Source organism: Pseudomonas sp. MN1F (assembly GCF_009391885.1).
Lineage (GTDB): Bacteria > Pseudomonadota > Gammaproteobacteria > Pseudomonadales > Pseudomonadaceae > Aquipseudomonas.
Genome location: NZ_VZII01000035.1, coordinates 24747 through 37995, shown reverse-complemented (window position 1 = coordinate 37995; position 13249 = coordinate 24747). Strand labels below are relative to the sequence as shown.

At 59.6% G+C, this 13249-nt stretch carries 14 protein-coding genes; all 14 read right to left on the bottom strand.

What is annotated here, in order from left to right; translation table 11 throughout:
• Window positions 1–33: 33 nt before the first annotated feature.
• The gene (gene glmS / locus F6X59_RS17510; protein WP_152957291.1) at window positions 34–1869 is read right to left on the bottom strand and encodes a glutamine--fructose-6-phosphate transaminase (isomerizing); all 1836 of its coding nucleotides are present in this window, start codon (window positions 1867–1869) and stop codon (window positions 34–36) included.
• A 2-nt stretch (window positions 1870–1871) separates the two neighbouring features.
• Window positions 1872–2648, bottom strand: a complete 777-nt coding sequence (locus tag F6X59_RS17505) for a DeoR/GlpR family DNA-binding transcription regulator (RefSeq protein WP_054884856.1) — start codon at window positions 2646–2648, stop codon at window positions 1872–1874.
• Window positions 2649–2808: 160 nt separating this feature from the next.
• Window positions 2809–4176 carry a bifunctional UDP-N-acetylglucosamine diphosphorylase/glucosamine-1-phosphate N-acetyltransferase GlmU gene (gene glmU, locus F6X59_RS17500; RefSeq protein WP_152957290.1) on the bottom strand — a complete coding sequence of 456 codons (1368 nt, stop codon included), beginning with the start codon at window positions 4174–4176 and terminating at the stop codon, window positions 2809–2811.
• A gap of 121 nt (window positions 4177–4297) precedes the next feature.
• Window positions 4298–4717, bottom strand: coding sequence for a F0F1 ATP synthase subunit epsilon (locus F6X59_RS17495; RefSeq protein ID WP_033695933.1), 420 nt, complete (start codon window positions 4715–4717; stop codon window positions 4298–4300).
• A 44-nt stretch (window positions 4718–4761) separates the two neighbouring features.
• Entirely contained in the window at window positions 4762–6138 is a 1377-nt protein-coding gene (gene atpD / locus F6X59_RS17490) for a F0F1 ATP synthase subunit beta (RefSeq protein ID WP_152957289.1), read from the bottom strand.
• A gap of 27 nt (window positions 6139–6165) precedes the next feature.
• Entirely contained in the window at window positions 6166–7026 is an 861-nt protein-coding gene (gene atpG / locus F6X59_RS17485) for a F0F1 ATP synthase subunit gamma (protein ID WP_013974905.1), read from the bottom strand.
• A 48-nt stretch (window positions 7027–7074) separates the two neighbouring features.
• Window positions 7075–8619, bottom strand: coding sequence for a F0F1 ATP synthase subunit alpha (gene atpA / locus F6X59_RS17480; RefSeq protein WP_085676550.1), 1545 nt, complete (start codon window positions 8617–8619; stop codon window positions 7075–7077).
• A gap of 21 nt (window positions 8620–8640) precedes the next feature.
• The gene (locus tag F6X59_RS17475) at window positions 8641–9177 is read right to left on the bottom strand and encodes a F0F1 ATP synthase subunit delta (protein ID WP_003253191.1); all 537 of its coding nucleotides are present in this window, start codon (window positions 9175–9177) and stop codon (window positions 8641–8643) included.
• Between the two features lie 12 nt (window positions 9178–9189).
• On the bottom strand, window positions 9190–9660 hold the full coding sequence (locus tag F6X59_RS17470) for a F0F1 ATP synthase subunit B (RefSeq protein ID WP_027917106.1): 471 nt from the start codon (window positions 9658–9660) through the stop codon (window positions 9190–9192).
• 57 nt (window positions 9661–9717) lie between these two features.
• Entirely contained in the window at window positions 9718–9975 is a 258-nt protein-coding gene (gene atpE / locus F6X59_RS17465) for a F0F1 ATP synthase subunit C (RefSeq protein ID WP_003097235.1), read from the bottom strand.
• 143 nt (window positions 9976–10118) lie between these two features.
• Complete coding sequence (gene atpB, locus F6X59_RS17460; protein ID WP_152957288.1) at window positions 10119–10988, bottom strand: F0F1 ATP synthase subunit A; 870 nt, start codon at window positions 10986–10988, stop codon at window positions 10119–10121.
• 16 nt (window positions 10989–11004) lie between these two features.
• The gene (locus tag F6X59_RS17455; protein WP_008092225.1) at window positions 11005–11412 is read right to left on the bottom strand and encodes a F0F1 ATP synthase subunit I; all 408 of its coding nucleotides are present in this window, start codon (window positions 11410–11412) and stop codon (window positions 11005–11007) included.
• A gap of 149 nt (window positions 11413–11561) precedes the next feature.
• Window positions 11562–12434, bottom strand: coding sequence for a ParB/RepB/Spo0J family partition protein (locus F6X59_RS17450; protein WP_085676552.1), 873 nt, complete (start codon window positions 12432–12434; stop codon window positions 11562–11564).
• Between the two features lie 9 nt (window positions 12435–12443).
• Window positions 12444–13235 (bottom strand): ParA family protein, encoded by a 792-nt coding sequence (locus F6X59_RS17445; RefSeq protein ID WP_060507762.1) that lies wholly within the window; start codon window positions 13233–13235, stop codon window positions 12444–12446.
• Window positions 13236–13249: the final 14 nt, after the last annotated feature.

The following is a 13249-nucleotide window of genomic DNA, read 5'->3' as shown; positions in this document are numbered from 1 at the left end:
TCAAAGCCAATCGCTTTTCCGAAGAACAAACGCTTATTCCACAGTCACCGACTTCGCCAGGTTACGCGGCTGGTCGACGTCAGTACCCTTGAGCACTGCCACGTAGTACGACAGCAGCTGCAGCGGAATGGTGTAGAGGATCGGCGCCAGCTCGTCGACGATGTGCGGCACCTTGATCACGTGGGTGCCTTCGCCGTTGCTCATACCGGCGTTCTCGTCAGCGAACACTACCAGCTCGCCACCGCGGGCACGCACTTCCTGCAGGTTGGACTTGAGCTTCTCCAGCAGTTCGTTGTTCGGCGCCACGGTCACGACAGGCATGTCGTTATCCACAAGCGCCAGCGGGCCGTGCTTGAGCTCGCCGGCCGGGTAGGCTTCGGCGTGGATGTAGGAGATTTCCTTGAGCTTCAGCGCACCTTCCATTGCCACCGGGTACTGTGCACCACGGCCGAGGAACAGGGTGTGGTGCTTGTCGGCGAACAGCTCGGCGGTTTTCTCCACGGTGCTGTCCATGGCCAGCGCCTCGCCCAGGCGCGCTGGCAGGCGGCGCAGCTCTTCAACCAGCCCAGCTTCGACGCCCGCTTCGAGGGTGCCACGCACCTGGCCCAGGGCCAGGGTCAGCAGCATCAGCGAGACCAGCTGGGTGGTGAAGGCCTTGGTCGAAGCCACGCCGATTTCCGGGCCGGCCAGGGTCAGCAGGGTCAGGTCGGACTCACGGACCAGCGAGCTGATACCGACGTTGCAGATGGCCAGGCTACCGAGGAAGCCCAGTTCCTTGGCGTTGCGCAGGGCGGCCAGGGTGTCGGCAGTTTCACCGGACTGGGAGATCGAGACGAACAGGGTATCTGGCTGCACCACTACCTTGCGATAACGGAACTCGCTGGCCACTTCGACCTGGCACGGAATGCCAGCCAGGCTTTCCAGCCAGTAACGAGCAACCATGCCGGCGTGGTAGCTGGTACCGCAGGCGACAATCTGCACGTTGCGCACTTTGGCAAACAGCTCGGCAGCCTGTGGGCCGAAAGCCTGGACCATCACATGGTCTTTGCCCAGGCGGCCTTCAAGGGTGCGCTGGACCACGGTCGGCTGCTCGTGGATCTCTTTGAGCATGAAGTGGCGATAGGCGCCCTTGTCGGCGGCTTCGGCACCTTCATGGTATTGCACGGTTTCACGCTGCACCGGTTTGCCGGCCTGGTCCCAGATCTTCACCTGGTCACGGCGGATCTCGGCGATATCGCCCTCTTCCAGGTACATGAAACGGTCGGTGACCTGGCGCAGGGCCAGTTGGTCGGAAGCCAGGAAGTTTTCGCCATGGCCCAGGCCGATCACCAGCGGGCTACCGCTGCGCGCGGCGACCAGGCGGTCAGGCTGTAGCACGCTGATCAGCGCCAGGCCATAGGCACCGTGCAGGCGCTTGACCGCAGATTTCAGCGCATCGGCCAGGTCCGGAATGGTCTTCAGGGTATGGTGGATCAGGTGCACGATGACTTCGGTATCGGTCTGCGAGGTGAAGACGTAGCCCAAGCCTTTGAGCTCTTCACGCAGTTCTTCGTGATTCTCGATGATGCCGTTGTGCACAACAGCCACTTCGCTAGCGGAGAAATGCGGGTGGGCGTTGCCCTCGGTCGGCGCACCGTGGGTGGCCCAACGGGTGTGGGCGATGCCCAGCTGACCGTTCAGCGGTTCGGCAGCAACAGCGGCTTCCAGCTCGGCGACCTTGCCGATACGGCGGCGGCGCTGCAGTTCGCCCTGCTGGGTGTAGATGGCCAGGCCGGCACTGTCGTACCCACGGTACTCAAGACGCTTGAGGCCTTCGATGAGAATGGCAGTGATGTTGCGCTCGGCTACGGCACCAACGATTCCACACATGGTTATTGCTCCTGGCTGATCGCGGCGCAGATCAGGTTGATGCCGCGGGCTTGAATCTGTTCGCGTGCCGCTGCGGGCAGGCGTTCGTCTGTAATAAGGGTGTGCACGCTGCCCCAGGGCAGCTCGAGATTGGGGATCTTGCGCCCGACCTTGTCGGACTCGACCATCACGATCACTTCGCGGGCGACCTCGGCCATCACTCGGCTCAGGCCAAGCAGCTCATTGAAGGTGGTGGTGCCTCGCTGCAGGTCGATGCCGTCGGCACCGATGAACAGCTGATCGAAATCGTAAGAGCGTAGTACCTGCTCGGCGACCTGACCCTGGAACGACTCCGAATGCGGGTCCCAGGTGCCACCGGTCATCAGCAACACCGGTTCGTGCTCGATCTCGCTGATGGCGCGGGCCACATTCAACGAGTTGGTCATCACCACCAGACCGGGCTGGCGGCCCAGTTCCGGGATCATGGCGGCGGTAGTGCTGCCGCTGTCGATGATGATCCGCGCATGCTCGCGAATACGCCCGACCGCTGCACGGGCAATAGCTTTCTTGTAGGCAGAGACCGGTTGCGCAGGTTCACTGAGCATTTCCTGCGGTACCGGCACTGCACCGCCGTAACGGCGCAGCAGCAGGCCGTTGGCCTCCAGCGCGGCAAGGTCCTTGCGAATGGTCACTTCCGACGTTTCGAAACGCTTGGCCAAGGCGTCCACGCTCACCTCCCCTTGCTCGCTGAGCAGGGCCAGGATGTTGTGACGGCGCTGGGGGGTATTTCGTTTCGACATTGGCTGTTAAGTTTCGATTCGAAAGATAATGGTTGCAATCAAAACCTAAGATGGACGGTTCGTCAAGATGTGGATAAAAATTCCTGACCCCCGGCATGCGCATAAAAAAAGCCGACTTATTCACATAAGTCGGCTTTCGATAGAAACAGCTGTGTATAACTCAGCTCTTCTTGATCTTCTCCGGCCGCTTCCAGCCCGAGATGTTGCGCTGACGCGCACGTGCCACCGCCAGATCGCCTGCTTCGACAGCCTGGGTGATGGTTGAACCGGCAGCCGTCGTGGCACCCGCCTTGATTTCCACAGGCGCCACCAGCGAGTTGTTGGAGCCGATGAACACGTCCTCACCCATCACGGTCTTGAACTTGTTGGCGCCATCGTAGTTGCAGGTGATGGTACCGGCGCCGATGTTGGTACGTGCACCGATCTCTGCATCACCCAGGTAGGTCAGGTGGCCGGCCTTGGCGCCTTCACCCAGGTGGGCATTTTTCAGTTCGACGAAGTTACCCACATGGGCCTTGGCTTCCAGCACGCTGCCCGGGCGCAGGCGGGCGAACGGGCCGGCATCGCTGCCCTCGCCCATCACCGCACCCTCCAGGTGAGTGTTGGCCTTGATGATCGCGCCCTTGCGCAGGGTGCTGTCTTTGATCACGCAGTTCGGGCCGATCTGCACGTCGTCCTCGATGACAACCTTGCCTTCCAGGATAACGTTGATGTCGATCAGCACATCGCGACCAACGCTCACTTCGCCACGTACATCGAAGCGCGCAGGGTCGCGCAAGGTGACCCCCTGGGCCATCAGCCGACGGCCTTCGCGCAGCTGGTAATGGCGCTCGAGCTCTGACAGCTGGCGACGGTCATTGGCGCCCTGCACTTCCATCGGATCGTGCGGCTGTTCGGTGGCGACCACCAGCCCATCGGCCACCGCCATGGCGATGACGTCAGTGAGGTAGTACTCGCCCTGAGCATTGTTGTTCGACAACCGGCCCATCCAGTCGGCCAGTCGCGCGGCTGGCATGGCCAGGATACCGGTGTTGCCTTCCTTGATCGCCTTCTGCGCTTCGCTGGCGTCCTTGTGCTCGACGATGGCGGTCACCTGGCCTTCTGCATCACGCACGATGCGGCCATAACCGGTCGGGTCTTGCAGGGTGACGGTGAGCAGGCCCAACTGCTTGTCGCTGACCTTGGCCAGCAGACGCTGCAGGGTTTGCACTTCGATCAGTGGTACATCGCCATAAAGCACCAGCACGGTGTCGGCAGTGATTGCCGGCAATGCCTGCGCAACGGCGTGGCCGGTCCCCAGCTGCTTGTCCTGCATGACGAAGTTCAGGTCGGCGGCGGCCAAACGCTCACGCACCAGCTCCGCACCGTGGCCGATGACCACGTGAATGCCTTGGGGCTGAAGCTGGCGCGCACTGTGGATAACGTGGCCGAGCATGGAATTGCCGGCTACCGGGTGCAGTACCTTGGGCAGCGCCGAACGCATGCGGGTGCCTTGGCCGGCGGCGAGAATAACGATATCAAGGGACATTGACTGGCTACCAATCCTGGGCGGTCAGGGATGACCGAAGCGGGGAATTCAGAAAAAGAAAAAGGGTAGCCGAGGCTACCCTTTAACTCAATCGCAACGGAAGAATGCGGCCTGAACCGGATTACTTGCCTTTGCGCATTTGCTGGACGGTACGCAGCTGAGCTGCAGCCTCGGCCAGACGTGCGGCAGCAGCACCGTAGTCGAAGTCCGAGCTTTTCGCGTTCAGGGCGTTCTCAGCAGCCTTGAGGGCTTCCTGAGCCTGAGCTTCGTCCAGGTCGGCAGCGCGCTGCACGGTGTCGGCAAGAACCTTGACCATGTTCGGCTGCACTTCGAGGAAGCCACCGGAGATGTAGAACACCTCACGATCGCCGCCTTGCTTGGTCAGCGTGATCGGACCAGGCTTGAGATTGGTGATCAGCGGGGCGTGGCCTGGAGCGATACCAAGATCGCCCAGGTTGCCGTGCGCTACTACCATCTCGACCAGGCCGGAGAAGATTTCTCCTTCCGCGCTGACGATATCGCAATGGACTGTCATAGCCATCTGCTTGCCTCAACCTGATTAGCGCCCCTTGCGGGGCGCCGGGATTACAGTTTCTTGGCTTTCTCGATCGCTTCGTCGATGCTGCCGACCATGTAGAACGCTTGTTCTGGCAGGTGGTCGTAGTCACCTTTGAGGATGCCGCTGAAGCCAGCGATGGTGTCTTTCAGGGAAACGTACTTGCCTGGCGAACCGGTGAAGACTTCGGCCACGAAGAACGGCTGCGACAGGAAGCGCTGGATCTTACGAGCGCGGGCTACCAGTTGCTTGTCGCTTTCGGACAGCTCGTCCATACCCAGGATCGCGATGATGTCCTTCAGCTCTTTGTAGCGCTGCAGAACATACTGAACGCCACGAGCGGTGTCGTAGTGTTCGTTGCCGATCACGTTCGGGTCCAGCTGGCGCGAAGTCGAGTCCAGTGGGTCGACCGCTGGGTAGATACCCAGGGAGGCGATGTCACGGGACAGAACGACGGTGGCGTCCAGGTGGGCGAAGGTGGTCGCTGGCGACGGGTCGGTCAGGTCGTCCGCAGGTACGTATACGGCCTGAACGGAGGTGATCGAACCTTCTTTGGTCGAAGTGATACGCTCTTGCAGAACGCCCATCTCTTCGGCCAGGGTCGGCTGGTAACCTACTGCCGAAGGCATACGGCCCAGCAGTGCGGATACTTCGGTACCGGCCAGGGTGTAACGATAGATGTTGTCGACGAACAGCAGAACGTCGTTACCTTCGTCACGGAACTTCTCAGCCATGGTCAGGCCGGTCAGCGCTACGCGCAGACGGTTTCCTGGTGGCTCGTTCATCTGACCGTAGACCAGCGCTACCTTGTCGAGAACGTTGGAGTCCTTCATCTCGTGGTAGAAGTCGTTACCCTCACGAGTACGCTCACCCACACCAGCGAACACGGAGTAACCGCTGTGTTCCATGGCGATGTTACGGATCAGTTCCATCATGTTTACGGTCTTGCCAACACCGGCACCACCGAACAGACCAACCTTACCACCCTTGGCGAACGGGCAAACCAGGTCGATAACCTTGATGCCGGTTTCCAGCAGGTCGTTGCCGCCTGCCTGGTCAGCGAACGAAGGCGCTGGTTGGTGGATACCGCGACGCTCTTCTTCGCCGATCGGGCCGGCTTCGTCGATCGGGTTGCCCAGTACGTCCATGATACGGCCCAGGGTGGCCTTACCAACTGGAACGGAAATGGCAGCGCCGGTGTCGATGACATCCAGACCGCGCTTCAGGCCTTCGGTCGAGCCCATCGCAATGGTACGAACCACACCGTCGCCCAGCTGCTGCTGAACTTCGAGAGTGGTTTCCGCGCCTTGTACTTTCAGCGCGTTGTAAACACTCGGTACGACGTCACGTGGGAATTCCACGTCGATGACGGCGCCGATGATTTGAACGATACGTCCGCTACTCATAGCTGGATCCTCTGAATTTTTGAACCGTTAAACCGCGGCAGCGCCGCCGACGATTTCCGAGATCTCCTGGGTGATCGCAGCCTGACGCGCCTTGTTGTAGATCAATTGCAGCTCTTTGATCAAATCACCGGCGTTGTCTGTGGCGTTCTTCATGGCGATCATCCGGGCCGCTTGTTCAGCAGCGTTGTTCTCGACCACCGCCTGGTATACCTGCGACTCCACGTAACGCACCATCAAGCCGTCCAGCAGCTCTTTTGCGTCGGGTTCATACAGGTAATCCCAGTGATGCTTGAGATCCTGATCCGGGGTTGCCACCAACGGTACCAATTGCTCGACCGTCGGTTTTTGGGTCATGGTGTTGATGAACTTGTTCGAAACCACCGAAAGGCGATCGATACGGCCGTCCAGGTAGGCGTCCAGCATCACTTTGACGGAGCCGATCAGATCGTTGATCGATGGCTCTTCGCCCAGGTGGCTGATCGCAGCTACGACGTTGCCGCCAAAGATGCGGAAGAAAGTCGCACCCTTGCTGCCGATCACGCACAGGTCGATTTCAACGCCCTGTTCGCGGTTTTCGTTCATGTCCTTGACCAGGGCCTTGAACAGGTTGGTGTTCAAGCCACCGCACAGACCACGGTCACTGCTCACCACGATATAACCGGCGCGCTTTACAGGGCGCTCGATCATGAACGGGTGGCGGTATTCCGGGTTGGCGTTGGCCAGATGACCGATCACCTGGCGGATACGCTCCGCGTAAGGACGGCTAGCAGCCATGCGCATTTGTGCCTTGCGCATCTTGCTGACCGCCACTTTCTCCATGGCGCTGGTAATTTTTTGCGTGCTTTTGATGCTCGCAATCTTACTGCGAATCTCTTTTGCGCCTGCCATGTATCACCTATCAGGTTAGCAAGCGGGGGCCGGAGCCCCCGCTGCGGCTTACCAGGTCTGGGTGGCCTTGAACTTCTCGATACCGGCTTTCATGCCAGCGTCGATTTCGTCGTTGAAGTCACCCTTCACGTTGATCTTCGCCATCAGTTCGGCGTGATCACGGTTGAAGTAGGCGATCAGTGCTTGCTCGAAGCTACCGACCTTGGAGACTTCCACGTCAGTCAGGAAACCACGCTCAGCGGCGTACAGCGACAGGGCCATGTCCGCGATGGACATTGGCGCGTACTGCTTCTGCTTCATCAGCTCGGTTACGCGCTGACCATGCTCCAGCTGCTTGCGGGTCGCTTCGTCCAGATCGGAAGCGAACTGGGCGAATGCAGCCAGTTCACGGTACTGAGCCAGAGCGGTACGAATACCACCGGACAGCTTCTTGATGATCTTGGTCTGAGCGGCACCACCTACGCGGGATACCGAAACACCGGCGTTCACTGCAGGGCGGATGCCCGAGTTGAACATGGCCGATTCCAGGAAGATCTGACCGTCGGTGATGGAAATCACGTTGGTCGGAACGAACGCGGAAACGTCGCCAGCCTGGGTTTCGATGATCGGCAGGGCGGTCAGGGAACCGGTCTTGCCAGTGACTGCGCCATTGGTGAACTTCTCGACGTACTCTTCCGAAACGCGCGATGCACGCTCCAGCAGGCGGGAGTGGAGATAGAACACGTCACCTGGGTACGCTTCACGTCCTGGTGGACGACGCAGCAGCAGGGAGATCTGACGGTAGGCAACGGCCTGCTTGGACAGGTCATCGTAAACGATCAGGGCGTCTTCACCGCGGTCACGGAAGAACTCGCCCATGGTGCAGCCGGCGTAAGGCGCCAGGAACTGCAGTGCGGCGGATTCCGAAGCACTGGCAACGACCACGATGGTGTTGGCCAGGGCGCCGGCTTCTTCCAGCTTGCGAACGATGTTGGCAACGGTGGAACGCTTCTGGCCGACTGCAACATAAACACAGAAAATACCGGAGTCTTTCTGGTTGATGATGGCGTCGATGGCCATGGCGGTCTTGCCGATCTGACGGTCACCGATGATCAGCTCACGCTGGCCACGGCCGACAGGGATCATGGCGTCGACGGACTTGTAGCCAGTCTGTACAGGCTGGTCTACCGACTTACGCCAGATCACGCCTGGAGCTACTTTCTCGACCGCGTCGGTCTGGGTGTTGCCCAGAGGACCTTTGCCGTCGATCGGGTTGCCCAGTGCGTCAACGACGCGACCCAGCAGTTCCTTACCAACCGGAACTTCCAGGATGCGGCCGGTGCACTTGGCGCTCATGCCTTCGGCGAGGGTGTCATAGGCACCCAGGATCACTGCACCTACGGAGTCTTGCTCCAGGTTCAGGGCCATGCCGAATACGCTGCCAGGGAACTCGATCATTTCGCCGTACATGACGTCGGCCAGACCGTGGATCCGCACGATACCGTCGGATACCGAAACAACGGTACCTTCGTTACGGGCTTGGGAGCTCACATCGAGGTTGTCGATGCGGCCCTTGATGATTTCACTAATTTCGGAAGGATTGAGTTGCTGCATTGCTCTGCTGCCCCTTCAAACTCAAGATTTCAATGCTTCGGCCAGTTTCGCGATCTTGCCGCGAACAGAGCCATCGATTACCAGGTCACCAGCGCGGATGACGACGCCGCCAATCAGGCTGGCATCCTCCGACGCGTGCAGGCGAACTTCCTGGCCTAGCCGTGCACTGAGAACCTTGGCGAGTTTGTCTTGCTGTTCTTGGTTCAACGCGAAGGCACTGGTGACTTCCACGTCCACGGATTTCTCTTGCTCGGCCTTGTACAGGTCGAACAGGGCGGCAATCTCCGGCAGAAGCAGGAGACGGTCGTTTTCCGCGGCAACATGAATGAAATTCTGTGCCTGTGCATTGAACTTGTCACCGCACACGTCAATGAACGTGGCGGCCTTTTCTGCGCTCGTCAGTCGCGGGGCCTTGAGCAGGCGCTGCATGGTGTCGTCTTGCGACACCGCAGCAGCCAGGCCGAGCATGGCTGACCAATTGGCCAGTTGCTGATGGGCCTGGGCATGCTCAAAGGCAGCCTTAGCGTAAGGTCGGGCCAACGTGGTCAGTTCTGCCATGATCGCCCTCGCTTAAATTTCAGCGGCCAGTTTGTTAACCAGCTCCGCATGCGCGTTTTGATCGATTGTGGCGCCAAGGATCTTTTCAGCACCGCCAACAGCCAGGGCACCCACTTGGGCACGCAGGGCGTCTTTCGCGCTGTTCAGTTCCTGTTCGATCTCGGCCAGAGCCTGAGCCTTCACACGGTCAGCTTCGACGCGGGCCTGGTCACGGGCTTCCTCGACAAGCTGAGCAGCGCGTTTCTTGCTTTGCTCAATGATTTCGGCTGCCTGTGCTTTAGCTTCACGCAGTTGCTGACCCACTTTCTCTTGGGCCAGCTCCAGGTCGCGAGCTGCGCGGTTGGCAGCGTCCAAGCCGTCGGCAATCTTCTTTTGACGCTCTTGCAGAGCAGTGATGACCGGAGGCCATACGTACTTCATGCAGAAGAGTACAAAAATCAGGAAGGCAACGGATTGGCCAATCAGGGTTGCATTAATGTTCACGCCAACACCTCGCTCGGTCTTAATTCATCACAGCCATCAACTCGTGGTTACGAGTGATTAGCCGGCGATCTGACCAACGAACGGATTCGCGAAGGTGAAGAACAGAGCGATACCAACACCGATCATGGTTACGGCGTCGAGCAGGCCGGCAACGATGAACATTTTGACCTGCAGCATCGGAACCATTTCTGGTTGACGAGCAGCGCCTTCCAGGAATTTGCCGCCCAGCAGGCCGAAACCAATGGCGGTACCCAGAGCACCCAGGCCGATCAGCAGAGCAACAGCGATAGCGGTCAGACCAACTACAGTTTCCATCTTTCCTCCCGACTTTTACGTCGTATTGGTTAGGTTTTTAAGTTGAAGCGGTAAAACAAATCGTTTGGTACAGCTGCCCTTGCGGACTTTTAAAGCCCTCCCCCCAAACGAGCGGGGAAGGCTACAAGACACGCCAGGCGGTCTTAATGGTTATCTTCATGAGCCATCGACAGGTAGACGATGGTCAGCATCATGAAGATGAAAGCTTGCAGCGTGATGATCAGGATGTGGAACACAGCCCACGCCCACTGCAGCACGATACCCAGGCCGCTCAGCCAGAGGATGCCGGCGCCGAACATCACGGCGATCAGGATGAACACCAGCTCGCCGGCGTACATGTTGCCGAAAAGACGCAGTGCCAGCGAGATCGGCTTGGCGATCAGGGTGACGAATTCCAGCAGGAAGTTCACCGGGATCAGCAGGATCTGAACGAAGATGTTCTTGCTGCCGAACGGGTGCAGGGTGAGCTCACCGATGAAGCCGCCCAGGCCCTTGACCTTGATGCTGTAGAAGATGATCAGGGCGAACACGCAGAAGGCCATGGCCAGGGTCGCGTTCGGGTCGGTGGTCGACACGGCACGGAACGGAATGTGCGGATCACCGGAGATCTTCATGGCCAGCTGAGGAATCCAGTCGACCGGTACCAGGTCGATGGCGTTCATCAGGAACACCCAGACGAAGATGGTCAGCGCCAGCGGAGCGATTACCGGGCTACGGCCGTGGAAGGAGTCCTTCACGCTGCCGTGGACGAAGTCCACCATCACTTCCACGAAGTTCTGCAGGCCGCCTGGTTGGCCGGAAGTCGCCTTCTTGGCCGCCATGCGGAAGATGAACAGGAAGATCAGACCCAGCGCGACGGACCAACCCAGGGTGTCCAGGTGGAACGCCCAGAAGCCCATTGCCTTGGCTTCTGCAGCCGAATGGGCAAAGCCCCAGCTGCCGTCTGGTAGTTGACCGTAGGTCAGGTTCTGCAAGTGGTGCTGGATATAGCCCGAAGCGGTTTCTGCTGCCATGGTTGCCTCAAACGCCCTAAGGTCTCGAAAGTCTTTTATTCATCAGCAGGGGCGCGAACCAGCTGACCAAAAGGGTCAACACGAAGACGCCGAATACTGCTAACGGCGCCAGTGGCTTCACTCCTGCGAAGGTCAGTGCAAAAAGCACTGCCGTCAAAATCATCTTGCCTGCTTCGCCCGCGTAAAACGACTTGACGATAGCTTGTGCCGCCCGAGCTCCGCTGAAGCGAAAAGCCTTCCAGGCGAAATACACATTGGGCAGCCAGGCAATCAAACCTCCGCAAAGGCCTGAATATCCACTGACCGCCCCTTTCCACTGCCACAACACCAAGGTTGCCAGCAGTAGTACGACGAATTGAGCCAGCAGTACCGGAAAAACCGCCCAGCGATGGAAAGGCAGGCGGTTTGGCGTGCGGATTTCCATCACAACTGCTCCTCGGAAGTCGACCAACAAGTCAGTTATGACTTGGCATAATTTGTGCCGACAAAATGCGCGCAGAGTATAGGGGTGGATTAACCCCTATTCAACTATTCGGTAGTGATTTCCGACTGCACGCTACAACGGGAATTGTTTCAGCGGATGTGAGCAAGCACGCCTTGCAACTCGTCAAGCGAGTTGTAGCGAATAACCAACTGGCCTTTTCCCTTGTTGCCGTGGCGTATCTGCACGGCAGAGCCCAGGCGCTCTGCGAGCCGCTGTTCAAGGCGTGCGATGTCCGGATCAGGTTTGCTCGGTTCGACCGGCTCAGGCTTGCCATTGAGCCACTGGCGGACCAGTGCCTCGGTTTGGCGCACGGTGAGCCCACGTGCGACAACATGACGCGCCCCCTCTTCCTGACGATCTTCCTCGAGGCCGAGCAATGCGCGGGCGTGGCCCATTTCCAGGTCGCCGTGGGCGAGCATGGTCTTGATTGCCTCAGGCAGCGAGATCAGGCGCAGCAAGTTGGCCACGGTCACCCGCGACTTGCCCACGGCATCGGCCACCTGCTGCTGGGTCAGCTCGAACTCCTGCTGCAGGCGCTGCAGGGCCAGGGCTTCTTCCAGCGGGTTGAGGTCTTCGCGCTGAATGTTCTCGATCAGCGCCATGGCGATGGCGGCTTCATCCGGCACTTCACGCACCATCGCCGGGATGGTGTCGAGACCGGCTTGCTGGGTGGCGCGCCAGCGGCGCTCACCGGCGATGATCTCGTAGCGGCTACCGTCGATCGGGCGGACCACGATCGGCTGCATCACCCCATGGTTGCGAATCGAGTGCGCGAGTTCTTCCAGTGCCTCGGGGTCCATGTCGCGGCGCGGCTGGTACTTGCCGCGCTGGATCAGTTCGACGGGCAGGTGTTGCAGTTCTTTCTGGTCGATCTTCACAGCCTGCTCTTCGAGCGCGCTGACGGAAGGACCACTGAGCAGTGCATCCAACCCACGTCCGAGACCCCGTTTCTTAACGGCCATGCGGATTCCTTAAGTTGTTTGTGCAGTGCGTGATTGACGGCGTTGACGGCGTACCAGTTCCCCGGCCAGGGCCAGATAGGCCAGTGCGCCACGCGATTGCTTGTCGTAGGCCAGCGCCGGCATGCCGAAGCTCGGTGCCTCGGCCAGGCGGATGTTGCGCGGAATGACCGTGTCGTACAGCTGCTCGCCGAAGTGTTCCTTGAGCTGCGCCGAAACATCGTTGTTGAGGCTCAGGCGCGGGTCGTACATGGTCCGCAGCAGGCCTTCGATCTTCAGTTGCGGGTTCAACCGGGCAGCGATGCGCTTGATGTTATCCACAAGGTCGCTGAGGCCTTCCAGCGCGTAGTACTCGCACTGCATCGGGATGATCACGCCATCGGAGGCGACCAGCGCGTTGAGCGTCAGCATCGACAGCGACGGCGGGCAGTCGATGAGGATGAAATCGTAGTTTTCGCGAATCGGCGCCAACGCGTTGCGCAGGCGGCTCTCCTTGACCTGCATTTCCAGCAGCACCACTTCCGCGGCGGTCAGGTCGCGGTTGGCTGGCAGCAGCTGGTAGGCGCCGTGCTCGGAGTAGTGCATGGCCTGGGCAAGGTCGCATTCCCCGATCAGCAGGTCATAGACCGAATGCTCGAGTTCGTGTTTGTCCACACCGCTGCCCATGGTCGCGTTGCCCTGCGGATCGAGGTCGATCAGCAGCACACGACGCTTGGTCGCGGCCAGCGATGCTGCGAGGTTGATACAGGTGGTGGTCTTGCCGACACCACCTTTCTGGTTCGCGATTGCGAATACCTTAGCCATTGTTGCGTGTGTTC